21 protein-coding genes are annotated in these 24,013 nt (G+C 61.5%); 5 read left to right on the top strand and 16 right to left on the bottom strand.

Annotated elements, in window-relative coordinates:
- Positions 1 to 134: 134 nt before the first annotated feature.
- Genes JFT66_RS09385 through JFT66_RS09370 form a run of 4 tightly spaced genes read left to right on the top strand, consistent with a single transcriptional unit; the run spans position 135 to position 4,895 of the window.
- Entirely contained in the window at positions 135 to 1,646 is a 1,512-nt protein-coding gene (locus JFT66_RS09385; protein WP_034118193.1) for an efflux transporter outer membrane subunit, read from the top strand.
- 10 nt (positions 1,647 to 1,656) lie between these two features.
- Positions 1,657 to 3,834, top strand: a complete 2,178-nt coding sequence (locus JFT66_RS09380; RefSeq protein WP_034118194.1) for an FUSC family protein — start codon at positions 1,657 to 1,659, stop codon at positions 3,832 to 3,834.
- Positions 3,824 to 4,024 carry a DUF1656 domain-containing protein gene (locus tag JFT66_RS09375; RefSeq protein ID WP_034118195.1) on the top strand — a complete coding sequence of 67 codons (201 nt, stop codon included), beginning with the start codon at positions 3,824 to 3,826 and terminating at the stop codon, positions 4,022 to 4,024. Before JFT66_RS09380 ends, JFT66_RS09375 begins: the two co-directional genes overlap by 11 nt.
- A gap of 10 nt (positions 4,025 to 4,034) precedes the next feature.
- Positions 4,035 to 4,895, top strand: a complete 861-nt coding sequence (locus tag JFT66_RS09370) for an efflux RND transporter periplasmic adaptor subunit (protein ID WP_153870220.1) — start codon at positions 4,035 to 4,037, stop codon at positions 4,893 to 4,895.
- A 29-nt stretch (positions 4,896 to 4,924) separates the two neighbouring features.
- On the opposite strand, the gene JFT66_RS09365 is transcribed toward JFT66_RS09370, so the two are convergent.
- The 4 genes from JFT66_RS09365 to JFT66_RS09350 all read right to left on the bottom strand — a co-directional run bounded on the left by JFT66_RS09365 (position 4,925) and on the right by JFT66_RS09350 (position 7,983).
- On the bottom strand, positions 4,925 to 5,380 hold the full coding sequence (locus JFT66_RS09365; RefSeq protein ID WP_233097053.1) for a hypothetical protein: 456 nt from the start codon (positions 5,378 to 5,380) through the stop codon (positions 4,925 to 4,927).
- Positions 5,370 to 6,296 carry an NAD synthetase gene (locus JFT66_RS09360; RefSeq protein ID WP_198859164.1) on the bottom strand — a complete coding sequence of 309 codons (927 nt, stop codon included), beginning with the start codon at positions 6,294 to 6,296 and terminating at the stop codon, positions 5,370 to 5,372. Before JFT66_RS09360 ends, JFT66_RS09365 begins: the two co-directional genes overlap by 11 nt.
- Positions 6,297 to 6,401: 105 nt before the next feature.
- Complete coding sequence (locus JFT66_RS09355) at positions 6,402 to 6,803, bottom strand: hypothetical protein (RefSeq protein WP_034118198.1); 402 nt, start codon at positions 6,801 to 6,803, stop codon at positions 6,402 to 6,404.
- Positions 6,796 to 7,983, bottom strand: a complete 1,188-nt coding sequence (locus tag JFT66_RS09350) for an MFS transporter (protein WP_198859163.1) — start codon at positions 7,981 to 7,983, stop codon at positions 6,796 to 6,798. The genes JFT66_RS09355 and JFT66_RS09350 overlap by 8 nt, the downstream gene beginning before the upstream one ends.
- A 111-nt stretch (positions 7,984 to 8,094) precedes the next feature.
- Between JFT66_RS09350 and JFT66_RS09345 the strand changes: the two genes are divergently transcribed.
- The gene (locus tag JFT66_RS09345) at positions 8,095 to 8,952 is read left to right on the top strand and encodes a LysR family transcriptional regulator (RefSeq protein ID WP_034118200.1); all 858 of its coding nucleotides are present in this window, start codon (positions 8,095 to 8,097) and stop codon (positions 8,950 to 8,952) included.
- Here the strand turns inward: JFT66_RS09345 and JFT66_RS09340 are convergent.
- From JFT66_RS09340 to JFT66_RS09285, 12 genes are all read right to left on the bottom strand, one after another.
- On the bottom strand, positions 8,949 to 9,761 hold the full coding sequence (locus tag JFT66_RS09340) for an SDR family oxidoreductase (protein WP_198859162.1): 813 nt from the start codon (positions 9,759 to 9,761) through the stop codon (positions 8,949 to 8,951). The genes JFT66_RS09345 and JFT66_RS09340 overlap by 4 nt on opposite strands.
- Before the next feature lie 14 nt (positions 9,762 to 9,775).
- Positions 9,776 to 10,240 carry a hypothetical protein gene (locus tag JFT66_RS09335; protein WP_034118202.1) on the bottom strand — a complete coding sequence of 155 codons (465 nt, stop codon included), beginning with the start codon at positions 10,238 to 10,240 and terminating at the stop codon, positions 9,776 to 9,778.
- A 196-nt stretch (positions 10,241 to 10,436) separates the two neighbouring features.
- Entirely contained in the window at positions 10,437 to 11,888 is a 1,452-nt protein-coding gene (locus tag JFT66_RS09330; RefSeq protein WP_034118203.1) for a mannose-1-phosphate guanylyltransferase/mannose-6-phosphate isomerase, read from the bottom strand.
- 150 nt (positions 11,889 to 12,038) lie between these two features.
- Positions 12,039 to 12,692: an alginate O-acetyltransferase AlgF gene (locus JFT66_RS09325; protein ID WP_034118204.1), complete on the bottom strand. Its 654-nt coding sequence runs from the start codon at positions 12,690 to 12,692 to the stop codon at positions 12,039 to 12,041.
- 16 nt (positions 12,693 to 12,708) lie between these two features.
- The gene (locus JFT66_RS09320) at positions 12,709 to 13,893 is read right to left on the bottom strand and encodes an alginate O-acetyltransferase (RefSeq protein ID WP_034118205.1); all 1,185 of its coding nucleotides are present in this window, start codon (positions 13,891 to 13,893) and stop codon (positions 12,709 to 12,711) included.
- Between the two features lie 11 nt (positions 13,894 to 13,904).
- Positions 13,905 to 15,437 (bottom strand): MBOAT family O-acyltransferase, encoded by a 1,533-nt coding sequence (locus JFT66_RS09315; RefSeq protein ID WP_034118206.1) that lies wholly within the window; start codon positions 15,435 to 15,437, stop codon positions 13,905 to 13,907.
- A gap of 231 nt (positions 15,438 to 15,668) precedes the next feature.
- A complete protein-coding gene (locus JFT66_RS09310; RefSeq protein WP_080752934.1) occupies positions 15,669 to 16,778 on the bottom strand; it encodes a mannuronate-specific alginate lyase in 1,110 nt (369 codons plus the stop codon).
- 24 nt (positions 16,779 to 16,802) lie between these two features.
- Positions 16,803 to 18,248 (bottom strand): alginate O-acetyltransferase, encoded by a 1,446-nt coding sequence (locus JFT66_RS09305; protein WP_198859161.1) that lies wholly within the window; start codon positions 18,246 to 18,248, stop codon positions 16,803 to 16,805.
- A gap of 11 nt (positions 18,249 to 18,259) precedes the next feature.
- Complete coding sequence (gene algG, locus JFT66_RS09300) at positions 18,260 to 19,828, bottom strand: mannuronan 5-epimerase AlgG (RefSeq protein ID WP_198859160.1); 1,569 nt, start codon at positions 19,826 to 19,828, stop codon at positions 18,260 to 18,262.
- Positions 19,828 to 21,315, bottom strand: a complete 1,488-nt coding sequence (locus tag JFT66_RS09295; protein ID WP_198859159.1) for an alginate export family protein — start codon at positions 21,313 to 21,315, stop codon at positions 19,828 to 19,830. Before JFT66_RS09295 ends, algG begins: the two co-directional genes overlap by 1 nt.
- Positions 21,312 to 22,736 (bottom strand): alginate biosynthesis TPR repeat lipoprotein AlgK, encoded by a 1,425-nt coding sequence (algK, locus tag JFT66_RS09290; RefSeq protein ID WP_233097052.1) that lies wholly within the window; start codon positions 22,734 to 22,736, stop codon positions 21,312 to 21,314. The genes JFT66_RS09295 and algK overlap by 4 nt, the downstream gene beginning before the upstream one ends.
- A gap of 89 nt (positions 22,737 to 22,825) precedes the next feature.
- Positions 22,826 to 23,992: an alginate biosynthesis protein Alg44 gene (locus JFT66_RS09285; protein WP_034118211.1), complete on the bottom strand. Its 1,167-nt coding sequence runs from the start codon at positions 23,990 to 23,992 to the stop codon at positions 22,826 to 22,828.
- Positions 23,993 to 24,013 lie beyond the last annotated feature (21 nt).

Below are 24,013 nucleotides of genomic sequence, written 5' to 3'. Positions count from 1 at the left end.
CCAGTGATCCCTACCAACGGATTATCGCCTGAACGGTAACAAAGATTCACAGGAATGCCAGCTTATCGTCCTTCCTGCCGCCGCCTAGAATTGCGCCACCTCTTGCGCTACACCCTTTCAGGAATTCGCTTGCCGTGCCGCGTCACATCAGCAGAGAGCTGAAGGCTCTCAGTATTTGCGCCTTATCGTTAGCCATCAGCGGTTGCATCGGAACCGGAGGGATCGCCCCGCACAGCCAGGCCATCAACGCCAATACCCTGGCCACCGACGAAGCCATCCAGAGCGCCGCCCAGGACGCCCACTGGCCCACCACACACTGGTGGCAAGCCTACGGCGACCTGCAACTCAACCGTTGGGTCGAGCTCGCCACCCAGAACAGTCCCAGCCTGGCCATGGCCGCCGCGCGCGTGCGCCAGGCTCGGGCGCTGGCCGGGGTTGCAGAGTCGGCCGAGTCGTTGCAGATCAACAGCGACACCACCCTCAAGCGCCACAACTGGCCGAAAGATCAGTTCTACGGCCCCGGCGAATTAAGCGGCGCCAACACCTGGGACAACAATTCGTCCCTGGGCCTGAGCTATGCCCTTGACCTGTGGGGCCGTGAAAGCAACAGCACCGAGCGCGCCGTCGACCTCGCGCATATGAGCGCCGCCGAAGCGCGCCAGGCCCAGCTCGAACTGCAGAACAACGTAGTGCGCGCCTATATCCAGCTGTCGCTGCATTACGCCAACCGCGATATCGCCGCCGCCACCTTGGCCCAGCAACAGCAGATCCTCGACCTGGCCAACAAACGCCTGAACGCCGGGATCGGTACACACTTCGACGTCAGCCAGGCCGAAACTCCGCTGCCGGAAACCCATCGCCAGTTGGATGCTCTCGACGAAGAAATCGCCCTGAGCCGTAACCAGTTGGCGGCGCTGGCCGGCCAAGGCCCGGGGCAGGGCGCCCAGTTGCAACGCCCTACCCTGGCCCTCGCCGCGCCTTTGAAACTGCCCTCGAGCCTGCCGGCGCAACTGCTCGGCCAGCGCCCGGACGTGGTTGCCAGCCGCTGGCAGGTGGCGGCCCAGGCGAGGGGCATTGATGTGGCCCATGCGGGTTTCTACCCCAATGTCGACCTGGTCGGCAGCCTCGGCTACATGGCCACCGGCGGCGGTATGCTGGAGTTCCTCGCCGGCAAGAAATTCAACTACAACGTCGGCCCGGCGATCACCTTGCCGATCTTTGACGGCGGCCGCCTGCGCGCCGAACTGGGCGAAGCCAGTGCCGGCTATGACATCGCGGTCGCCCAGTACAACCAGACCCTGGTCAATGCGCTCAAGGGCATCAGCGACCAGTTGATCCGCCGCGAGTCCATGGATAAGCAGTCGACCTTCGCCGCGCAGTCGGTGGCCTCGGCGCAGAAAACCTACGACATCGCCATGATCGCCTACCAGCGTGGCCTTACCGATTACCTCAACGTACTGAACGCCCAGACCCTGCTGTTCCGTCAGCAACAGGTCGAGCAGCAGGTGCAGGCGGCACGCCTGAGTGCGCATGCCGAGCTGGTGACGGCCCTGGGCGGCGGCCTCGGCGCCGGCAACGATGCGCCCGAGGATGCCAAGACCCTTCCAAGCAAGACCCCGACGGCGCTTGCCGTGTTTGATCACTGAGTAGGATTTAATGACTCCCTTGCCTGCACCGCTGCGCTGGCTGCATTCCCTTGAGTGGCGCCGTGGTTTCTTCGACTGGGCACGTAGCGACGGCGTGACCTGGGTGTATATCTTCAAGGTGTTGGTCGCCGCATTCCTCACGCTGTGGCTGGCCATGCGCCTGGAACTGCCGCAACCGCGCACCGCGATGATCACCGTATTTATCGTGATGCAGCCCCAGAGCGGCCAGGTGTTCGCCAAGAGCTTCTATCGTTTCCTCGGCACCCTGGCGGGGTCGGCGGTGATGGTGCTGCTGATCGCCTTGTTTGCGCAGAACACTGAACTGTTCCTCGGCGCGCTGGCGATCTGGGTGGGCATTTGCACCGCTGGCGCCACGCGCAATCGTAACTTCCGCGCCTATGGCTTTGTGCTCGCCGGCTACACCGCGGCGATGGTCGGCCTGCCGGCCCTGGCCCACCCGGACGGTGCCTTTATGGCGGCGGTGTGGCGGGTGCTGGAAATTTCCCTGGGGATTCTTTGCTCTACGCTGGTCAGCGCGGCGATCCTGCCGCAGACCTCCAGCGCCGCCATGCGTAACGCGCTCTACCAGCGCTTTGGCGTGTTCGCGCTGTTCGTCACCGACGGCCTGCGTGGGCGCAGCCAGCGCGAGGCTTTCGAGGCCAGCAACGTGCGTTTTATCGCCGAAGCCGTGGGTCTGGAAGGGTTGCGCAGTGTCACCGTGTTCGAAGACCCGCACATGCGTCGGCGCAACGGCCGGCTCAGTCGCCTCAACAGCGAATTCATGAGCATCACCACGCGCTTCAACGCCCTGCACCAGTTGCTTGAACGCCTGCGTGCCGATGCGGCCGATCATGTGGTCGCAGCGATCAAACCCGGCCTGCAAGACTTAGCTGAAGTGCTCGACAGCTTCTCAGGCCGCGCCCTCACCAGCCCGGATGCCGCGCGCCTGGTCAACCAGATGAGCGCCTACAAGGACGGCCTGCCCGCCAAGGTGCGCAGCCTGCGGGCGAGCTTCCAGGTAGACGGCCCCACGGAAGCCGAGCAACTGGATTTCCATACCGCCTACGAGCTGCTGTACCGCTTCGTCGACGACCTGCACAACTACGCACAAACCCATGCTTCCCTGGCCGACCACCGCCACGCGCGGGAAGACTGGCACGAAGCCTATACGCCGAAAACCAACTGGCTGGCCTGCGCCGCCGCCGGTGTGCGGGCCTCGTTCATCCTCATCGTGCTGGGCAGTTACTGGGTGGCCACCGCCTGGCCCAGCGGCGCAACCATGACCTTGATTGCGGCGGCCACGGTGGGCCTTTCCGCCGCTTCGCCGAACCCCAAGCGCATGGCGTTCCAGATGGCCTGCGGCACCTTGATCGGCGCGTTGGTCGGCTTTGTCGAGATGTTCTTCGTGTTCCCCCGGATCGACGGCTTCCCGCTACTGTGCGTGATGCTCGCGCCGGTGATCATCTTCGGTGCCTTCCTCTCTTCCCGCCCCCGATACGCGGGTGTCGGCGTGGGTCTGTTGATCTTCTTCAGCACCGGCTCGGTGCCGGACAACCTCACGGTCTACAACCCCTACACCTTTATCAACGACTACATCGCCATGGTCATCGGCATGCTGGTGTGCGCGGCGGCGGGGGCGATCATCCTGCCGCCCAATAGTCGCTGGTTGTGGCGGCGCCTGGAGCAGGATCTGCGCGAGCAGGTGGTGTACGCGATCAGCGGCAAACTCAAGGGGTTGGCGTCGAGTTTTGAAAGCCGCACCCGCGACCTGCTGCACCAGGCCTACGGCCTCGCGGTCGGCCAGCCGCAGGTGCAGCGCGACTTGCTGCGCTGGATGTTCGTAGTGCTGGAAGTCGGCCACGCGATCATCGAGTTGCGCAAGGAGCAGGCGATCCTGCCGGTGCACCCGGCGTATGCCGAGTCCCAGCCGTGGCGCCAGGCAATCCGCGTGATGGGCCGTTCGCTGGTGCGGCTGTTCCTGCAACCCAGCGCCAGCAACCTGGAGCGCGGCTTGATCGCCGTCGACCATGCGATCAGCCGCGTGCAGGCCACCGACGAACCTTTCGCCCCCCACTTCGATACCTCGGCCCTGCGCCGGGTGAAGAGCTACCTGCACTTTATCCGCACCTCGCTGCTCGACCCGCAATCGCCGCTTGCGGCCCTCAAAGGAGCCCCGCATGCCTCGTGAAATCGCATTCCACGGCGTCTATATGCCGACCATGACCCTGATGTTCCTGATCGCGGCGGGGCTGGCCTGGGCGGTTGATCGCTTCCTGGCCGGGTTCGACCTGTACCGTTTTTTCTGGCATCCGGCGTTACTGCGCCTGAGCCTGTTCGCTTGCCTGTTCGGCGCCCTGGCGCTGACCGTCTACCGTTGAGAATGCCCCGATGAAAAAGTTTTTCAGCCTGCTCGCGACCTTGCTCGTACTGGCTTTGGCGATCTGGATTGGCCGCACGTTGTGGGTGCACTACATGCAAACGCCGTGGACCCGCGACGGCCGCGTACGCGCTGACATCATCAACGTCGCCGCCGACGTTACAGGCGAAGTGGTCGACGTGCCGGTGCGCGATAACCAGTTGGTGAAAAAAGGCGACCTGCTGATGCAGATCGACCCCGAGCACTACCGCATCGCGGTGAAACAGGCGCAATCGCTGGTGGCTTCACGCAAGGCCACCTGGGAAATGCGCAAGGTCAACGCCCACCGCCGCGCCGACCTCGACGCGCTGGTGATCTCCAAGGAAAACCGTGACGACGCCAGCAACATCGCCGACTCGGCCCTGGCCGATTACCAGCATGCGCTGGCGCAACTGGAAGCCGCCGAACTCAACTTGAAACGCACGCAAGTGCTGGCGGCAGTGGACGGCTACGTCACCAACCTCAACGTGCATCGCGGTGACTACGCGCGCATCGGCGAAGCCAAGATGGCCGTGGTCGATATGAACTCGTTCTGGGTGTACGGCTTCTTCGAAGAGACCAAGCTGCCCCACGTCAAAGTCGGTGATAAAGCCGATATGCAATTGATGAGTGGCGAGACACTCAAGGGCCACGTGGAAAGCATCTCGCGCGGTATCTACGACCGCGACAACCCCGAGAGCCGCGAGCTGATCGCCGACGTGAACCCGACGTTCAACTGGGTGAGGCTGGCCCAGCGCGTGCCGGTGCGCATTCATATCGATGAAGTGCCGGAAGGGGTGTTGTTGGCGGCGGGTATTACCTGCACCGTTATCGTCAACCCAACACAAAACTGAAATGTGGGAGGGGCGGATTGGGCACCGCCTCAGGTTTGTGTGTGGGCTCTGATTTTCCGTCGACGCTTGACCCGCAGCATGCCGACGAAGCGGCGGTGGTTTCTTGTATTGAGGATCAGCAGGCAGAACAGCGATTGAAACAATGGAAATACTGCAAACATAGTCACTGGGTTGTTTCCCAAGTAGCCTGCCGAAAGCAAGGCGTTCAGGGCCGAGACGCCTACAAGCAGTGGAGGCCCCGAACGATACCCTGCCGCCACTAAGGCCAGGCCAATGCACATTGCCAGTAGCAGAGCCATGCCCGCCACGATCGCATATTCGCCAGGGAGATAATTTATTCGGGCGTAATACGACAGGCTATGTGACAGGTTGCCTGAAATGCTGACTAAGTTCATTGATACCCCCATACCCACCGTGAATGCAAAACGTCGTGTGTAACGACTTAACGTTCGGGGGGCCTGCAGGGTATCGATGTCATTGTTCATGGCTGTTGAACTCTTCATAGATGCCGATAAGGATAGGGTTGATATTCCCGGACAGTCCGCTGCCAGTAATCGCCAGAGCGGCACCTACCTGATCGGAGAGTTGAGTGAGAAGGTCTTGGCGTAACCGGGTATTGCTGAAGCGTTTGGGGAGTGTTCCGGCCAGCTGCTTTAACCGAATCATTTCGCGAGGATGGCGAGGGTTTTGCAGGCGTATTACTTCGTTTGTCAGCTTTGCGCGCTCCTGGCGGCTCATGTGCCTCAAGATGTCGGTCAGGTTGCGGCCGGTCGTATTTTTGATCGTCATGACGGTCTTTACCGTAACAAACGTCGTGCTGCCCGCGCCCACCAGCGAAATGCCGTCCAGGGCTACGGTCATTGCCTGATACCAACTATGGCTGTCGTAATAATCGTTGTCAGACGGATTGGTTAGTTCTTTGTAGGTTCGCCATAGGCCGTTGCCACATTGCAAAGCACTGGCGGCTGCAGCTGTATAAGCAATGTAAGTAACTGCAAGGCTGGAACCTGCACTGAGGGGCGCTGACGCGATGCCTGCCTTGGCAACAATAATCCCAATCACCGCCCCACCGCATGCTACGGCCATTCCCGCGGCTTCGCGCCATATCTGCGACTCGCGTGGCGAGTTTGCCACCCAATGCGCGTACTCATCAGCAGTCATCATTGGGCCTGTCACTTCCCGCAGAATCACTCGCTTGGGCTTGATACTGCACGACGGCACAAACTCACGCAGCACCGTCACCTGATAATCACTGCCGATATGCACTACGCCGGCGCCGACGATGGCCGGGTCGGCGTCAATGGTTCGATAGAGTTTGGGCAGGTCCAGCAGATTGATTAGCCGCTGGCGAGTCGTGGTGTGCGCATCAGGCACACCGCTTCGCAGGAAAGCGCTTGGCATCCTTTCACCTGTGATTAGACAGAGGTGAGAGAGCCTGGGGATAGCTTCCTCGTAATGATGTCAGGCCGTTCGCTGTTTTCTGTAGGATCTGGCCGAACGGTTATTTCATGGCGCTACATAAGTTTCATGCAAGTGCCGCCACAACAGCGCACCACTGGCCTGCTTCTCGAACACTACCGTGGCGCGTCGATCCGTCTGCGTACCGCTGTCATCCACCTGATGTTCGCGGTAAGTCACCGTGGCCCCCCGTGCATGCCGGTCAATCCCGGTCATTTCACTCAAGGTGATTTTCAATCCCGGACGCATCCCACCCAGGCGGGTGAACAACGCATTGACCCCGGCCGTATTGACCCGTGTGCCCGTGGCGGGCGCGATCATGCTGAACTCGGGTGAGAAGCGCGCCAGCAGATTTTGCAGCGTGCCCTCAGGCGCAACGCCGGCAAACCATTGCTCGATCTCGACGTGGGTCTGGATCACTTCTTCAAAAAAATCGCTGTAATCAATCATGGTTGGGCTCGCTGGAAGGGTGAAGCAGCCTGCGTACCCTGGACGCATCCAGGCGCAGCACTGCGAAAAGCGGCAACAGGGTCAAGCCTGCCGCCATCGTGAAGGTTATGGCATAGGAATCCAAGGCCGACAGCACCGCGCTGAGTACGGCGGCGCCCACGCAGAAACTCACTTGGCGGTTGATATTCCACAAGGCGCTGGCGTGGCCCATGCGGTCGGCGGGGATATCCAGGAAAGCCAGGGTCTGCGCGGTGCTGCTGCACAGGCTGCCGCCCAGGCCCATCAAGACGTAGGCCGCAATGATCATGGCCGGTTCGTTGAGCAACAAGATGCCGCCGCATTGCAGCACCATGCCCGCCAGCAGCAAAGGTTTCGGGCCGCAGCGATTGAAGAGTTTCTTGCTCAGGTAAATCGCCACTGCCGAGGCCAGTGCCCAGGGCAACATGAGTGCGCCGGTTTGGGTGGCGTCATACCCCAGGCCGCGCACATAAAGGATGGCGATCAGGCTGGTGCCGATAAATACCCCGGGAATGCACAGGTAGACCAACATCGCCACGCGTAGCATAGGGCTGGCGGCCTGTTTGAAAATGCTGCCCAGGTCCAGGCGCGGGCGCACGCTTTCAGGCACATCGGGTTTTATCCACAGCAGCGCCAGCAGCAGGGGCACCAAGGCCAGTGGCAGGTTGGCGTAGAAGATCCAGCGCCAGGACACGCTGTCGACAATCACCCCGCCCAACGCCGGGGACAGCGCCGGCACCAGCAACGCCACTGACATCACCCGCGCCGTCAACTGGCTGCGCTCGGCCGCTGGAAAGTGCCGGTAAGCCATGGCTTGCCCTACGGGAATCAGCAGGCCGCCACCGAGCCCTTGTACGGCACGCCAGCCAATCAACGCGTCGATGGAGCCAGCCTGGCCCACCATGACAGAGGCGCCGGCGAACAGCAGCAAGCTGGTGGCGATCAGCGTGCGCTCGCCCATGATTGCCGCCAGCCACACACTCAACGGAATGATGAGGGTCAGCCCAAGCATGTAGGCATTGCTGATCCACGCCAGTTGCGTGACCGAGGCGTGCAGTTCGCGGGCGATATCCGGGTAGGCGACGGTGGCGACAAACATGTTCACCAGGTCCAGGGCAAAGCCCAGTAAAAAGATCCAGGCGACTTTCGAGCGGTAGGTCATGAACGCGATCCTGCGAGTGAAGCGGGCAGGGTAGGCCGCACGCAGGGTTTGGGATACACCGGTTTGCCTGCTAGTTTGTCAAAAATATTTTGACAAAAGGGGGCGTGATTGATGGTCAGCCTGGACCGATTCGACACTTTCAAGGCCGTAGTCGAGGCCGGCTCGCTCACCGCCGCGGCGGATCTACTCGGCCAGACCCGGGCCGTGGTCAGCTTCAACCTCAAGCGCCTGGAGGCGGAACTGGGCGTCACCCTGCTGACCCGCAACACCCGCCAACTGGCGCTGACCGATGCTGGCGAACGCTTTTACCTGCGCTGCACGCGCATGTTGGAAGAGGCCCAGTTGGCGGTGGAAGAGGCCCGCTCGGAACATGCCCAGCTCAAAGGCACCCTGCGCATCACCACCACCGTGGAATATGCGTTGGCAGTGGTTGCCCCAGCGGTGGAAGCCTTCCGTCGCCTGCACCCGGACCTGCATATCCACTTATCCACATCCTCCACTCACGCCGATTTGATTTCCGAGCGTTTTGACGTGGCAATTCGTTTGGGGCGCTTGATGGACTCCAGTCACCGCGCCGTGCAGTTGTCGACGTTCGATGTGTTCGCCATTGCGGCACCGCAGTTTGCCGGGGTTCAAACCCTGGATGAGTTGGACCAGGTGCCCAGGCTGGGCCATGGCCGCTTGACCGAGTTGAGCGTGACCGACCCGGCAGGCAATGAACATCAATACCGCGCCGGCCCGGCAGCGTTGGTGGCCGACAGTGCGGCGGTGCTCCAAGCGTTTGCCGTGCGCGGCCACGGTGTAGCGATTTTGCCGCAATGGCTGGTGCAGGAGGATCTGGATGCTGGAAGGTTGGTGCGCTTGTTGGCGGACCATCGCTTCGCGCCCCAGGGCATCTATGCGATGTATCCGGACACCCGGCATTTGCCGCTGAAGGTGCGGGCGTTTATTGATTTTATGAAGGGTTAGAGCCTGCAGCCCAAGCCAAAGCGCTTCTTCAACACCCACTCCAACAACCCCTTGGGCAACAGTGCCGCCATCAATGGTAACGCCCGGCTGCCATTGCCCGAGCGCAGCAAGCGCGGTGGCTGCGCTTGTTGTACGGCCTTGAGCACAGCCGCCGCAAACTCAGTGGCTGGGGTTGGCTTGTCCTGGGAGGCCTGGCTGCGCGCACGAATGCCTTCGCGCAGCGGCCACCATGGCGATTTTTCGTTGATCAACAATTCGGCCTGGGCTCCGGCGTTCTTCGCAAAGCTGGTATTGATCGCACCGGGCTGGACTTCCATCACGCGCACGCCAAACGGTGCCAGCTCCATGCGCAGGGCATCGCTCAAGGCATGTACGGCAGCTTTGGACGCGCAGTAAGCGCCGGCGAACGGTGTGACCAGCACCCCGGAAACGCTGCCGATATTCACCACCAGGCCCTTGCTGCGACGCAAGGCGGGAAACAGCGCCTGGGTCACGCCGACGATGGAAAACACATTGGTTTCGAACTGGCGCTGCATCGCCTCGGTGCCGCCGTCGAGCAACGGGCCCATGGCGCCGTAGCCGGCGTTGTTGACCAGCACATCCAGCTCGCCCAACTGCTCGGTCAAGTGCTGCAAGGCGGCGCTGTCGTTGACATCCAACTGCACGGCGTTAAAGCCGGCGGCGGCGAGAGCGGCAACGTCATCGGGTTGGCGGGCGCTGGCCCACACCTCGAAACCGGCGGCTTTGAAGGCGTCGGCGAGGGCGCGGCCGATACCGCTGGAGCAACCGGTGATCAGTACGTTGGGCATGCATCATTCCTTTGTCAGTCCGAGAAACTGCCTTGCAGGTGCTCGGCGCGAAATTCCAGGGTTTGCGGGCGATAGCCGGGGCGCAGCGGCGGTGCGGGCAGGCAATCGTCCCAGGTGGCACCGGCCTGCAATTCGCCGGGGCCGCGATAGCGTGGGGCGGCGTAGACGTTGTCAGCCAGGTTGACCGTGTCGCCTGGCGCATAGGCGGCGACGCGCCAGCGCAGTTCGGTCAGCGGTACGTCGTTGCCGTTGTTCAGGGTCAGTTTTAAAGGACGGTCGGCCGGGCATTCCAGCGGGGCATAGGTGATTCGCAGCTCGAGGCGGGCCAATTGCGCGGCTTCGCGGTTGTCCAGCCATACCACCCAGACGGCGACGAACCCCAGGCCGACGGCCGCTGCCAGTGACACCGGCAGCGCCTTGGCCGGGTAGCGCAGCAGCAGGATCAGCCAGGTGATGATCAGGAGAACGCCGAAGAACATGGAGACCACCTCAAATAGGGAACGAGCATCCTAACTTAAGCGTAGGTGGGATTGGCTACCTTGAAAGGTGTGTTGGTTGGGCTTGCTCCCGATGAGGGCCTGACAGGCACCACCAATCCCAAACAAAAAGCCCCCACCCAACCCACTGCGGATAGGGGACGCAATGGGTTGGGCGAGGGCTTCTTGTACGACTGTTTTACTGCGCGATAGTTTTCACCGACACGCCACGTTCAACCGGCGTCGAGCGACCGTAGATATCTTCGAACCGCTCGATATCGTCCTCACCCAGATAGCTGCCCGATTGCACCTCGATAATCTCCAGCGGGATCTTGCCTGGGTTGCGCAGGCGATGCACCGACGCGATCGGGATGTAGGTGGACTGGTTCTCGCAGAGCAGGAACACGTTATCGTCACAGGTGACTTCGGCGGTGCCGCTGACCACGATCCAGTGTTCGGCGCGGTGGTGGTGCATCTGCAGCGACAGGCATGCGCCCGGCTTGACCGAGATGTGCTTGACCTGGAAGCGTCCGCCCATGTCCACCGAGTCGTAGGAGCCCCACGGACGATAGACTTCACAATGGTTCTGGGTTTCGCTGCGGCCCTGTTCGTTGAGGGTGGAGACCATCTGCTTGACGCCCTGGACCTTGTCCTTGTGGGCAATCATCATCGCGTCCTTGGTTTCCACCACCACGATGTTGTCCAGGCCGATCACCGAGACCAGCTTGCCGTTGCCGTGGATCATGCAATTGCGGCTGTCCTGAATCACTACATCGCCTTTGCTCACGTTGCCGTCGGCGTCTTTATCGTTGACCGCCCACAGCGAGGCCCAGCATCCCACGTCGCTCCAGCCGGCGCTCAGCGGCACTACACAGGCGCGCTGGGTTTTTTCCATCACTGCGTAGTCGATGGAGTTGTCCGGGCAGCAGGCGAAGGTGGCGTCGTCGAAGGTCACGGTGTCGTGGGTCTGCTCGCTGCGTTCCAGGGTCAGCACGCAGGTGTCGTAGATGTCCGGATCGTGTTTTTTCAGTTCTTCGAGGAAGCGACTGGCGCGGAACAGGAACATGCCGCTGTTCCAGAAGTAGCCGCCGCTTTTGACGAACTCGATGGCGCGCTTTTCATCGGGCTTTTCCACGAACTGTTGTACGCGGCTCACGCCTTCAGGCAGCAGCGAGTCGTTGCTGGACTTGATGTAGCCGTAACCGGTTTCCGGACGGGTCGCCGGCACGCCGAACAGCACCATCTCGCCACGCTCGGCCGCCACGGTGGCCAGGGCGAGTGCACGTTGCAGGGCTTTCTGGTCGTCGATCACGTGGTCGGCGGGCAGTACCAGCATCAGCTCGTCGCGGCCTTCGTTGACCAGCATCATCGCGGTCAGCGCCACGGCCGGTGCGGTGTTGCGGCCAAACGGTTCCATCAGGATGCGCTGGCATTCGAGCTTACGTGCGCTCAGCTGCTCGTTGACGATGAAACGGTGGTCCTTGTTGCAGACCACGATAGGGGAGTCCATGCCTTCGAACACCAGGCGTTCCAGGGTTTGCTGGAACAGCGTGTGCTCGCCGGTCAGGGCCAGGAACTGTTTTGGGAACTGTTTACGGGAAAGCGGCCAAAGACGTGAGCCGCTACCACCGGAAAGGATTACTGGGATCATGGGTGTTTCTCCTTGAATCAGTTTGGGTCAGAGCCTGTGGGAGGGGGCTTGCTCCCGAAAGCGGTGTTTCAGTCGGCACATTGGGTGCTGAACTATCGCATTCGCGAGCAAGCCCGCTCCCACAGGGGGAGCGTCAATTTCAGAATCTAATCAGCGGGTCGACACTGGGCGCTTGACCCAGACTGGCGACAAGCTCGAACCTGAGCCGGTGACATACAGCACCGCCGCTTCACCACGTTCCAACGCAACCGGCTTCACATCGCCGACCTTCTTGTCACCGTCATACAGCGCCAGGCTCACCTTCACCGGGTTGATCTCACGCTCACCACGGCCCTTGGCGGCCACCGACTTGACCACGTCGGTCTTGCCGTCAGCAGTTTTCAGGGTCAGGGCCTTGTCGCTAAGGTTCTGCACGCGTACCAGGGATTTCTGCTTGTTCTTGAACGGCGGTTCTTCGATCAACTGCGGCTGGCCGCTGCTGTTGTTGACCAGGGTGTAGTAGTGATCGGCGGCCAGTTTGACCGGCACGGTCTGGCTGCCGACCTTGGCGCTGTAGTCGCCGCCTGGCATGAAGCTGAAGTCACTGCTGGCCAGCGGCGCGACGTCGCTGAGGTTGGTGGCGCCGACGGTGGCGCTGACTTCCTGGTTGGAGGCGTTGTAGACACGCACGAAGCTTGAGCCTTTCGGTGCGACTGGGCCGTACAAGGCAGCGTCACCGGCGAAGGCGGACAGGGATACCAAGCTCATACCGGCAGCCAGGGCCAGAGTCTTAGCGAGACGACGCGGAGTAGTAGTGAAAGTCATGTGAGTTACCTCTCTTTCAGTTTTGCGCCCGGTCGGGCGTCTCGGATTTAGGGTTTTTAGCTGGGGTGTTCATTGCCATGTTCTGTTGGCGCGAACCGGCTTGTTTAAGCTGCGCAACCCACGATGGGTCGGCATCACCGATTTCGTTATTCACGGGCAGATAGCGTTCAGGAAACTCCCAGATCAGCACCTGGGGCGGGTTGTTCTTGAAGTCGTCACTTTTCAGGTAGCTGAGCATCGGCAGGATCGGGCCGTGGCCGTCTTCGGCGTAGCTGACCACGTCGCTGTGCAAGGCTTGCTTGAGCGCGCCGACGAAGTTCCAGTTGGGGTTGGCGCTGTAGCTGGTGCCCACCAGTGCCACCGGGGTTTCGCTGTCGCTGAACAGCGCGTCGTCGCCTTTGGTTTCGGCCAGGTGCGTGACGCGTTTTTGCAGCGGCTCTTTAGGCGGCATCAGGTTTTCAAACAGCGGGTCCAGCGGCAGGAACAGACGCAGGTCGCCTTTATGCGGTTCGGTTTTCTCGGCCTCGGTGACAAAACGCTGCGGCTCGCCGCTCAGTGGCGTCTTGTCGGCAATGGTCTTCGCCAGTTGCTTGGCGGCGATTTCCGCACCGTCCGGGGTCCAGTGGGTGTCGGTGCGCAGGAACACTTGCTTGCCGCCCAGCTTGGCCTGTTGCAGCGGGCCGAGCAGGTCCGGGGCGATAATCTGGTCGGCTGCGACACGGGCGTGGAAGTCCTGGTACAGGTTGGCGTGGATGCTCGCCGGTTTCACTTCACCCAGGTGTTCCGGGTACAGGCGCACCTTGGCCGGCACAATCGCCATCACCAGTTGGATGCCCTGGGCCTTGAGCTTCTGGCGCACGCCTTCGACCAGCGCGTAGTTGCCCTCCAGGTTCTGGTCTTCATTGACGGCGGGGTTGAACTCCTCGTCGCTGTACAGCCAGTGATCGCGACCCAGCACCACGCCAGGGCGGCCTTCATTGAACAGCTTGTAGTCCAGCGCCGCCCACAGGTTGGTGCCGATGCGTTTGATCGGGAACTCGTCGTCGTAGTGGGTCTCGACGGCCTTGGTCCAGCGCCCGTTAAGCACGGTGGCCTCGGCGTTGGTGCTGAACCCCATGAAGCTGCGCAGCGACCAGGCGCCCAATGCCAACAGCACCACCAGGAACAGCGCGATATAGAGGACGCGTAATGAACGGGTCATGGTCGGCTCCCTCAGAATTGGAAGTAAAGGAACGGCGAGAAACTCTGCGCCGACAGTTTCAGGATCGACGCCACGAACAGCAGCAGCACCGCCGCGCGCATGGCGTAGCGTGGCCAGTCAGCGGTCCAGTAGGCCGGTTGCACGGCGGCGTCCTGGCCCACGGTGAAACCGGGCTCATGGATGCTGCCAGGGTTGTCGCCCGGTACCGCCTTGATCAGGCTCGGGTCGGCCGGCTTGGTTTTCTCGGCAGGGCGGTTGGTGTAGAAGTCGCGCAGGCCGAAGAACGCCAGGGTTGCGTAGGCCACCACCAGGGTTGCCACTTGCAGGCCGGTGAGGTTGGCGCGGTTGAGTTCCGACAGCGACCACTCGCCAAAGCTGAACATCGCACCGTACATGCGCCCGGCGACGTGCAGGTTTTCGGCGCGGAAGATCACCCAGCCCATCACCACCAGCAGGAAGGTGAAGGCCCAGCGCACCACGTTGAAACTGCGTGGCGCGGTGTTGAGGCCGATGGCTTTTTCAATCGCCAGCCACATGCCGTGCCAGGCACCCCACACGATGTAGGTGATGTTTGCACCGTGCCACAGGCCACCGAGCAGCATGGTCAGGAACAGGTTGCGGTAGGTGGTCAGCGTGCCTTTGCGGTTGCCGCCCAGGGTGATGTACAGGTAGTCACGCAGCCAGGTGGACAGGCTGATGTGCCAGCGCCGCCAGAACTCGGTGATCGACTGGCTGATGTACGGCTGCTTGAAGTTTTCCATGAAGCGGAAGCCCATCATCAAGCCCAGGCCGATGGCCATGTCGCTGTAGCCGGAGAAGTCGAAGTACAGTTGTGCGGTGTAGGCCAGCGCACCCAGCCAGGCATCGCCGGTAGTAGGGTTTTGCAGGGCAAAACAGTGGTCGGCCACCACCGCCAGGGTGTCGGCGATGAAGACTTTCTTGATGAAACCCTGCATGAACCGCGTGCAGCCCTCGGAGAACTTGTCGAGGGTGTGGGTGCGGTTGTTGAACTGGTCGGCCAGGTCACGAAAGCGCAACACGGGACCTGCGATCAAGTGCGGGAAGATCGCCACGAACGCCGCGAAGTCGATCAGGTTGCGGGTCGCCGGGGTATCGCCACGGTACACGTCGATGATGTAGCTGATGGACTCGAAGATGTAGAACGAGATACCAATCGGCAACAGCACGTGGGTAAGGATGAACGGCTCCAGGCCCGCCGACTTCATCATCACATTGATGCTGTCGACGCCGAAGTTGGCGTACTTGAAGTAGCCAAGGATGCACAGGTCGACTGCCACGCCGAGCAACAGCCAGCGCTGCGCCGGCTTGGTGCGCACGCCGGCTGCACCGACCTTGAGGCCGATCCAGTAGTTCCACAGCGTCACGGCGGCGAACAGCGCCAGGAAGTCCACTCGCCACCAGGCGTAGAACACATAGCTGGCAATCAGCAGCAGCAGGTTGCGATAGCGTTGCCCGCTCAAATAGTACAAGCCGAGGAAGATCGGCAAGAACAGAAACAGGAACACATTGGACGAGAAAACCATCCCGATCTCTCCATGTTTAACCAACAGTCAAGGGCCAGAGCCCCCCCAAACCCCCCCACGAATTTCGGGGAGGTTGTATTGCATTCTCACTGTCGAAACCGGCTTCAAATGTGGGAGGGGGCTTGCTCCCGATAACGGTGTGTCATTCAACACACATGGCGACTGTTACACCGCCATCGGGAGCAAGTCGAATCGTCGCACCGCCCCTCCCACATTTTTTACCGAGTACGCTCAGGAACCTTTGTTGCCTTTCTCATGCGCCGGGTCGTAGACCTTGGTCAGGTCGCCGCCCAGGCGGAAGGTCTTGAACGGCTGCATGCCATGCTTGCGTTCGATCACCTCCGGCGCGCAGGTGTAGAGCGTGCAGAAGGGCTCAAGCCAGGCAAATTTCATGTCTTCCTTGAGGTCCTTCATGTCCTGCTCTTTGCCGTTCTTCTGCTCGAAGATGTCCGGGTCTTTCACCCCGGCCAGCACCTTGTCGCCCAGGCGCTTGAGTGCGCTGTTGTTTTCCTGGCGCAGATCGACACCGTTGACCAGGGCAAAACTGGCGATCATCGACAATGGCGGCAATGCGTAGTTGTGGTACGACAGGGCACGTTGCTGACGCTTCAACTCGTTCGGCAAAAAGCCTTGGTCATCGACCTGGTTGGCGCCGACCTTGTATTCCTTCACCGCCCAATCAAACAGGTCGCGGCGGTTGGTGGCGATGGAAGTCGCCATCACCGACCAAGCGGCCCAGTAGGAGTGATTGTTGGTTTTTTCCAGCGGCAGGTTGTCCCAGTCGCTCACCACCTGATCCGCCAGCTTGTTGAACCAGGCCTCGATCTGCTGGGATTCCTGCGGGTGCTTGGCCAGCGGCTGCGACTCGGAGAATTTCAGGCGCACATAGGCCGAGGCCATGCTACCCAACGCCCATTTGCGCATGGACTTGCCGGTGTGGTTGAAGTCCTTGGACATCAGTGCGTCTGCCCGAGCCCATGTAGCCAGCCAGTTCAGCGTACATTCCAGCTGCTCGGGCCTGCCGTCGCGCATGAACTGCATCACGCGCTTGCTGGTGTCTTTTTCCAGCTTGGTGATGTCGGCGGTGCTGTCGCGGAAGGCTTTTTCCGACTGCACATTCAGCGTGGAGCGCGCCTTGTCCGAACCTTCGTACTTGCTGCGAAATTGCAGCGAGCCGGTGTACGGCGCCGGCATGGCGTCGCAGTCATTCTTGAAGTCGCCGGTCTTGAACGCTTCGATTGGCGCGAAATAGCCTTGGGGCGGACGCAGCGGCGCGGCGGCGTTGACTGAGCCGGCGAAGATCGCCAGGCCCAGTAACGATGGAATCAATAGCTTCTGCATAAGTAACCTCATTGCACGCTTATTTCAAGGCGTTGAAGCGGTCTGTTGACCACCGCTTGGGAATACGTTGCGTGTGCAAATTTTTGCTTCGACCTTCTGCGCGGCAGCGCCCTTTTCCGGGCCCTGCACTTCCACGGCCAGCAATTTCTGCGAGGCCCAGTCTTCATCGGTGCGCAGTTCAAAGGCGAAACGCCCGTCTGTATCGGATGTTTCGGGTTTCTCGATCTTGATGTCCTCGTGGCGCCCGTTCATGTACCAGAGGGTGGCTTGCAAGGTTTTCACCGAAGGGTCGGCGAAGCGGATATCCACCTGGTGGTTGGCGTTGCGCAGGTCTTTGTTGGCACTGTTAACCATCAGCTCGTTCTTGCCGGGCTTCAATGTGGTGCTGGCGGACATCTGCGCGGTCTTGCCTTCGCAGCCGTTGTCCAGCAGCGCCATCATCTGGCGGTAGATGGTTTCCTGGTCGAGGCGATACAACGGCGAGAATTCCCAGATCAGGATCTTCGGCGGGGTCTTCTGGAATTCGTCGCTGCCCAGGTACTGGATCATCGAACCTTCCAGGCCACCGCCAGGGAAGGCGACGTTGAGGATGTCGGCACCGATTTCCTGTTCGAGGAAGCCGGCGAAGTTGTAGTTCTTGCCGCTGTGGCTGGTGCCCACCAGGGTGATCTGCGGGTTGCCCGAATCGCTGAACAGGTCACCGTCGCCGGCTTCGCCCTTGGGCTCGGTGGTGAACTGGTCCATGTACTGGATCGCGTAGCTGGTGCCGCACAGTTGCCCGGCCATGTTGTGCAGGGTGCCGGTCTTGCCCATGCGGCCCGAGCGCGTGGTTTCGAATTCGCGCTTGGGAATATCGGCGAATTCAGGCATTGCACGCACTTTGGCGCCAACGATTTTTGCCGTGCGCTGGGCGCCATAAGGCGTCCAGTGCTGGTCGCCGCGGAAGTAGAAATCGTGGGCCGGCAATTCGTCCGGCAGTTGCTCGTTGGTCAACGGCGAGAGGTCCGGCACCACGTAGCCCATCTTGGCGAAACGGCCGAGCATGGTCTTGTAGTTACCCAGGGCCTTGTCGAAATCGAACTTGGCTTTTTCCTCGGGGTTGAGCTTGTTGCGGTTCACCAGGCCACGTGTCGGCTGGTAGACCACCACCAGTTCCACGCCCTTGGCCTTGAACGCATCGTGCAGTTGCTGCATGCGCTTGTAGCCGGCGGGGCTGGTGTCGAATTCGGTGCGCAGGTCTTCCTGGGTGCGGAACAGCCAGTCGCCCTGGGCTTGCACCAGGGTGGTGAAGTTCTGCTGGTAGCGCGTGGTGTAGTTCTTCGCGTCGTGGGCGGCCGGGCACAGGCTGCAGCACGGTTCGGCGCTGAAGGTCGGCGCCTTGACTTCGTCGGCGCGCACGCCCTGGCTGGCCGCAAGCAGGCCGAGGGTCAGACCCGAGAGGCTCAGCAGTTTGATCATGTGTGAGTGCATAAGGGTCATCCTCAGTCCTGCAGTTCGGTCTGGCGTTCGACGGGGTCGATCAGCACGGCTTTCTGCTGGCGCACCAGCAGGTCGAGAATTTCTTCCTGGCGGTCGCCCAGAATGCCGGAGAAGCTGATGCCGCTGGATTTGGTCGGCGCCAGCATCGACACGCGATACAGCTCGATACTCAACGGCGAATCGATGGACAGCGGCCCGCTGCCGTTACCCGCCAGCTCACCGCCGACCACGATCAGCGAGACCTTGGTGTCGAACGGGTCGAGGGCGATGTCGCGGTCGGTGTCGGTCAAGTCCTTGATGTGGCCGTACACGCCGGTCAGCCCGTTGGCCATCGAGGTGTTTTCGTAGAGCTTTATGTTCACGCTGTTACGCACACGGATCCCGTGACGACGGTTGCTGATCACCTTGTTGCCCCACAGCAGGTTGTCGCCGCTCTCATAGAGGGTGATGCCGTCGGTGTGGTTGCGGTAGATCTCGTTGTCGGCGATCAGGTTGTTCACGCTGTTACGGTCGATCACCAGGCCCGAGAGCTTGTTGTCGTAGCTGCGGTTGTTGAAGATGAAGCTGTCGTTCACTTCACGGGAAATGATGATGCCGTGCTTCTTCTTGGTGCCGTACACAGTGTTGTCGGCGATGATCAGGCCGTGGGAACGGTCATGGGGGTCAATGCCGTAGACGATGTTGTCTTTGTAGGTATTGCCCTTGATCACGAAGCCTGTGGTCTCGTAGCAGTAAAAGCCGTACCACATGTCCGAGAACTCGGAGTCGATGATCCAGCCGGTCGGCTCAGGGCGCTTGAGCACCTTGGCCATGTTCGGCGTGTACTGGGAAATACTCACCCCGTACGACTTACTGTTGGCGTAGCCGAAGCTGGCCATCCTGGTCTTGGAGATATAGGTCTCGGTGCCGCCCCAGGCCAGCAGGAACGGGCGGAATTCCTTGGCCGACTTGAACAACGCCGGGCCGTTGGTTTTTTCGTCCCAGCCGGTGACCTTGGTGTCACGCACAAACAGCTGGCCGTCGTTGATCAGGAACGAACCGGCTTGTTGGGACAGGCGCAATTCCTGGGTGTTTTTGTCGATATCGAGGATGCCTTTACGCCCGACCACGATCGGCAATTTGGCCAGGAACACACCCGGCGACGTCTCGCTGAAGTACTGCTTGGGCACCTTGCCCAGCAGGTCCTTGAGGTTCATGTAGCCGTCGTCGACAAAGATCGCCTGGGGAATGCCGTGTTGGCGTACCACCCACTCGGCCATCTTGTTGTCGCCACCGATAAAGTCCTTGAGCGCGTCTTCCTGCATCATGCGGCGGATGCTGATTTTGCCCGGCTTGGTTCTTACGATCTTTTTTTCCATGGCCGCAGCGGTATAGCCCGACAGGTCAGGCAACGCCGGCTTGGCCATTTCCAGCGGCGCGGTGGGCGGGCTGGAAATGGTGTAGGTCTTGGCCTGTTGCAGTTCCTTGGCGATGATCGGCGCCTTGGCCGCCGTATCGGCAAACGCTGTGGCGCTGGCCATCAGCATTGCCGCGACGAGTAGGCTTTGAGCATTCATTGCGCAGGCTCCCATCAGAATTTCCAGACCACGTCGACAAACGCGCGGTGCATGTACGAGTCGACCTGGCTGCCATAGGCGTCGCCCGGCTTGAACACGCCGGCACGCAAGCGCACCAGGGCCGATGGCTCGTCGATCGACTGGCTCAGCGCGGCGGGTAGCAAGCCTTTCTTGAAGTACTTGGTGACCACCAGGTCCATCTCCTGGCCGAGGTCTTTCTTGCCGTCTTCCAGGGGCAGGGACGTGCTGGAGAGGATCGCGCCGATGACGTCGTCGGTGTTGTTCTGCACCGCATCGATGCCATTGCTGCCCACCGGCTTGTTGCCGTCTACACGCCAGAACTTGTGGTACACGAGGCTAGCGTCGTAGTCCTCGCGCAGCTGCCAGGAACCGAACAGGCTCATGGACTGCATGTTGTTCATCTCGCCGCGGAACGCTTCACCGAAGCGATGCACACGGGACTGGGTGCCGGTCCAGTTCGAACGGTTGCTTTGCAGGCCGTTCTGCTCGTATTCGGCACTGGCGCGTGAATACGCCGCGCCCACTTGCCACTGCGGGTCAAGGCGCAAGCGCACGCCGATATCGGTGGCCCAGCCATTCACGTCATCGCTGCGCTTGGCGTTGGTGGGGCGGCTACCGTCGGCGTTCAAGGCGTTGACCGTGTCGCGGTCACCTTTCATGCCGGTGATGCTGGCCCAGTAGTTGACGGTGTTGGTGTTGCGCCAGTTATAAGCGTCGCTGTTGGCTTCGATGCCGAGCCAGGTCAGGTCGCCGTTCTCGCGCTTGTCCAACGGGTCAGTGGCCACGCCCGGTTCGGCGTAGTCGAGTTTGCCGTCGTCATGGGTATGGTGACCGCGCAGGCCGATCCACTGGCCCGGCGTCCACTGGTAGGCGGCGTCGGCGTAGAAGTGCTGGCGGTCCTTGTCCTTGGGCGACAGTTCTTTGAGGTCGGTGCGGTACTCGCTGAAACGTTCAGCGGCGCCGACATTGGCCTTGAGCAAGGTGGTGTCGAAGGTCCAGTTCAGCGCTTCGATGTTGGTGTCGCGCCATTGGCCGTCGTCATTGCGCAGGCGCTGGCGGCCGAACTTGAGGATCTCGCCGGGGTAGGGCGTGAAACCGCTGTAGCCGACCCAGAACTCGCGCAGGGCCAGGTAGTTTTTCTTGGCCTTGCGGTCGTCGTTGCTCGATTGTTCGGTCGTGTCATCGGCCGACTGTTGCAGGGTGTCGGTCTCGATGATGTCGCTGGACACGACCGCCTGGCCCATGGCGTAGGCGCTCCACGCGCCGCTTTCGCCGTAGATCCACGGGCGCACGTCAAGGCCGATGCCGTTGACGTCGCCGCCTTTCTGGGTGCCGAGGTCGCGGTCGTCTTCGGACTGCGCGGTGGCTTTGACTTCCAGGCCGAAGTTCTTGGCTTCGGTCAGCGCGGCCAGGGTCGGGCACGACCACAGCAGGGCGAAGGTCAGGCCAATGCCGGCCTTGACGAATGGGTTGAGCTTCATAGGGATTCCTCGCCGTCTTCTTCTTGCAGGGCGTGCAGTTGCAGCGTGCTCTGGGCCAGGGTGCCGCGGGCGGCCAGTTCCTGTTGCACCAGGCGTTGGCCTTCGGCGCGTTGCTCAGGCGTCAGCGGCGCTTCGAGCTGCGTGGCCAAGTCATTGGCCTCTGGCGTGTCCTGGGCCTTGGCCAGTTGGCTGAAGACATAGGCGTTCAATGGGTCGGGCTGGGTGCCCTTGCCCTGGGAAAACAGTTGGGCGATGGCGAAGTCGGCGCTGTTCTGGCCGTTGCGCGCAGCGGTCAGCAGGTGGTCCAGGGCTTTTTGCGGGTAGACCTTGCCCAGGTAGCCACGGCGGTAGATCTGCCCGAGGTAGTAATCGGCGGCCACTTCACGGCCCACGGCTTTTTCGAAGTGCGCTTGCGCGGCCTTGGCGTCGGCCGGCACCCACTTGCCTTCGTAGTAGAGCTTGCCCAGCAGCAACTCGGCACGCGGCTGGTCGGCGGCGCGGCCGTTTTCCAGGTACTTCATCATCTGGTCGACATCGCCCAGTTCGGGGAAGTCATAGAGCAGCTGCGCCAGGCTGACCCAGGATGCCGGGTAGCCCGGGGCGATTTTTTCCAGCAGGGCCTGGGCGGTTTTCTCGTCGGTTTTGCCCAGCGATGAATCGCCCAACACGCGAGCGACGCTATCCACGCGCTGCGCGGTGACGCTGCCACGGCTGTAGCCGGCTTCCATCTGCTTGAGCAGCTCGGCCTGTTGTTCCGGCTGGGCTTTTTTCTGGTTGACCGTGGCCAGTTCGACGTAGCAGATATCGGTGCTGTTCAGCGCGGCTTTGCAGATGCGCTCCACATCATCCAGGTGCTGGTCGTAGGTGTCCTGGGTGCGATACAGCAGCACTTGGGCCAGGCCGGCCTCCGGATAACCGGCTGCCTGCCACTTGCTGATCTGCTGTTGGGCATTCACGTTGGGAAAGCTGTGCGGGTATTGCAGATACAGCATCGCCAGCGGAATCAGGGTGTTGCCTTCACCATTGGCAAAGGCTTTTTTCAGCAGGCTCTCGGCTTCATGGTGTTCGGCTTCTGTAGCGCCAGGCTTGGCTACCAGCAGGCGACCGAGGCGTGCCTGGGCGCGGGGCGAAGTGTCCGCCGCGGCGCGGTAGGTGGCTTCGGCCTGTTTGATTTGCGCCGGATCGCGGGTGCCTACCTGGATATCAGCCAGGCCGACCTGGGCCTCGCTGTAGCCCAGGTCTGCCAGTTGCTGGTAATTCTGCTGGGCGGTGACCGTGTCGCCGCGCTTGAGCGCTTCATTGGCCAGGCGTTGGTCGGGCAGGCCGGCGCAACCGGCGAGGCTGACCGCAACAGCCAGCAACGCCGCAGTACTCATGTGGGAGCGGGCTTGCTCGCGAAGAGGCCCTGTCAGTTGATGCATGTGTTGGCTGACACACTGCTTTCGCGAGCAAGCCCGCTCCCACATTGACCTGGGTGTATTTGAGAAATTCGTCACAGGCATGTCCTCGCTTACAGACCGTGAGCCATGGCTTTATCGATCAGCCAGTTCAGGGACGGGCCACGGTCGCTGATGACTTCCACCGGGCGGCCGGCGTAGGTGCTGTCCAGCGGGGCGTCCGGCTTGATCTGCACGCGGATGTCGGAGGACAGGTCAGCGCTGTTCAGGCTGGTGCTGCTGACAATGGTGCCAGTGCGTACTTGCTCTTCGTCGGCGACCTGGAAGCTCACTGGCGTACCAGGGCGCACATCGCCGAACTGGCGATAGGTGAAGCGCGCTTCCACATTGGCTTGGCTACCGCGCGGCACCAGTTGGAAGATCACATCGCCCTTGCTGGCGTACTGGCCGTCAGCGACCAGTTGCTGGGCCACTACGCAATCGCACGGCGACGTCAGGGTGCCGGTCATTTGCTTGCCGAACAGTTCTTCAACCTTGGCCGGTTGCAGTTGGTCTTCGTCCAGATGGCCCTTGAGCACATCGAGCATGCTGGTGCTGAAGGTCGCCAGTGGCGCACCTTTGGCGGCAACCGCGTCACCTTTGAGCAGGCTTTGCACGGTGCCGTCGCGCGGCATGGTCACGTTCATGCCCGGCACGCTCACCAGGCCGGCCTGGGCGTGGCTGACAAAGTACATGCCATACACCGACTTGAAGACAAAACCGAACGCTGCGAGGCCAACGATGAAGATGCCGGCGCTGAATACCACGGCGCGCAGGCGACCGAACGCGGTCATGCCGCTGCCGCCGTCCTTGACCTTGCGCGCCTTGGTGAAGTTGTCGCGTTGCAGGGTCGCCAGTACGTCGCCCATGGTCACGATGTCACCGGACAGGTGCGAGGTGATCAGGTGGCGCAGGGTGGAAATATCCTGGGCATCGAGGTTCTGGAACTGGCAACCGGTGCGGCCGGTCTGGCGGTCGTAGGAGCGAATCTGCAGCTCTACGTCCATGGCCAGGCCGAGGTTATCGATCACGAATTGCAGGCGGCCTTTGTGCACTTGGCCGACGGTGAGTGGCTGGGTCGCGGTGAAGGCCAGGCCGCCGGCGGACAGGTCGATGACCCGCGCTTCAGTGGGCGTGCGGTCGCTGTTGAAGAAGCGCAGCTTGGCCGGGATTTTGACCCGGGCGTGCTGGCGCTGGGCTTCGGATTCGTGGACAACGTTGGCGTTTACTTGGCTATTCATGATGTTCTAGTTCCTAGTTAA

This window comes from Pseudomonas sp. MF6755, from assembly GCF_016405635.1.
Taxonomy (GTDB): Bacteria; Pseudomonadota; Gammaproteobacteria; order Pseudomonadales; family Pseudomonadaceae; genus Aquipseudomonas; species Aquipseudomonas haemolytica.
This window is presented reverse-complemented; position numbering and strand designations above follow the sequence as displayed.

Coding starts and splice junctions, on each gene's coding strand:
- JFT66_RS09380 (WP_034118194.1), top strand. CDS start 1,657: ATGACTCCCTTGCCTGCACCGCTGCGCTGGCTGCATTCCCTTGAGTGG.
- JFT66_RS09375 (WP_034118195.1), top strand. CDS start 3,824: ATGCCTCGTGAAATCGCATTCCACGGCGTCTATATGCCGACCATGACC.
- JFT66_RS09370 (WP_153870220.1), top strand. CDS start 4,035: ATGAAAAAGTTTTTCAGCCTGCTCGCGACCTTGCTCGTACTGGCTTTG.
- JFT66_RS09365 (WP_233097053.1), bottom strand. CDS start 5,380: ATGAACAATGACATCGATACCCTGCAGGCCCCCCGAACGTTAAGTCGT.
- JFT66_RS09360 (WP_198859164.1), bottom strand. CDS start 6,296: ATGCCAAGCGCTTTCCTGCGAAGCGGTGTGCCTGATGCGCACACCACG.
- JFT66_RS09355 (WP_034118198.1), bottom strand. CDS start 6,803: ATGATTGATTACAGCGATTTTTTTGAAGAAGTGATCCAGACCCACGTC.
- JFT66_RS09350 (WP_198859163.1), bottom strand. CDS start 7,983: ATGACCTACCGCTCGAAAGTCGCCTGGATCTTTTTACTGGGCTTTGCC.
- JFT66_RS09345 (WP_034118200.1), top strand. CDS start 8,095: ATGGTCAGCCTGGACCGATTCGACACTTTCAAGGCCGTAGTCGAGGCC.
- JFT66_RS09340 (WP_198859162.1), bottom strand. CDS start 9,761: ATGCCCAACGTACTGATCACCGGTTGCTCCAGCGGTATCGGCCGCGCC.
- JFT66_RS09335 (WP_034118202.1), bottom strand. CDS start 10,240: ATGTTCTTCGGCGTTCTCCTGATCATCACCTGGCTGATCCTGCTGCTG.
- JFT66_RS09330 (WP_034118203.1), bottom strand. CDS start 11,888: ATGATCCCAGTAATCCTTTCCGGTGGTAGCGGCTCACGTCTTTGGCCG.
- JFT66_RS09325 (WP_034118204.1), bottom strand. CDS start 12,692: ATGACTTTCACTACTACTCCGCGTCGTCTCGCTAAGACTCTGGCCCTG.
- JFT66_RS09320 (WP_034118205.1), bottom strand. CDS start 13,893: ATGACCCGTTCATTACGCGTCCTCTATATCGCGCTGTTCCTGGTGGTG.
- JFT66_RS09315 (WP_034118206.1), bottom strand. CDS start 15,437: ATGGTTTTCTCGTCCAATGTGTTCCTGTTTCTGTTCTTGCCGATCTTC.
- JFT66_RS09310 (WP_080752934.1), bottom strand. CDS start 16,778: ATGCAGAAGCTATTGATTCCATCGTTACTGGGCCTGGCGATCTTCGCC.
- JFT66_RS09305 (WP_198859161.1), bottom strand. CDS start 18,248: ATGCACTCACACATGATCAAACTGCTGAGCCTCTCGGGTCTGACCCTC.
- algG (WP_198859160.1), bottom strand. CDS start 19,828: ATGGGAGCCTGCGCAATGAATGCTCAAAGCCTACTCGTCGCGGCAATG.
- JFT66_RS09295 (WP_198859159.1), bottom strand. CDS start 21,315: ATGAAGCTCAACCCATTCGTCAAGGCCGGCATTGGCCTGACCTTCGCC.
- algK (WP_233097052.1), bottom strand. CDS start 22,736: ATGCATCAACTGACAGGGCCTCTTCGCGAGCAAGCCCGCTCCCACATG.
- JFT66_RS09285 (WP_034118211.1), bottom strand. CDS start 23,992: ATGAATAGCCAAGTAAACGCCAACGTTGTCCACGAATCCGAAGCCCAG.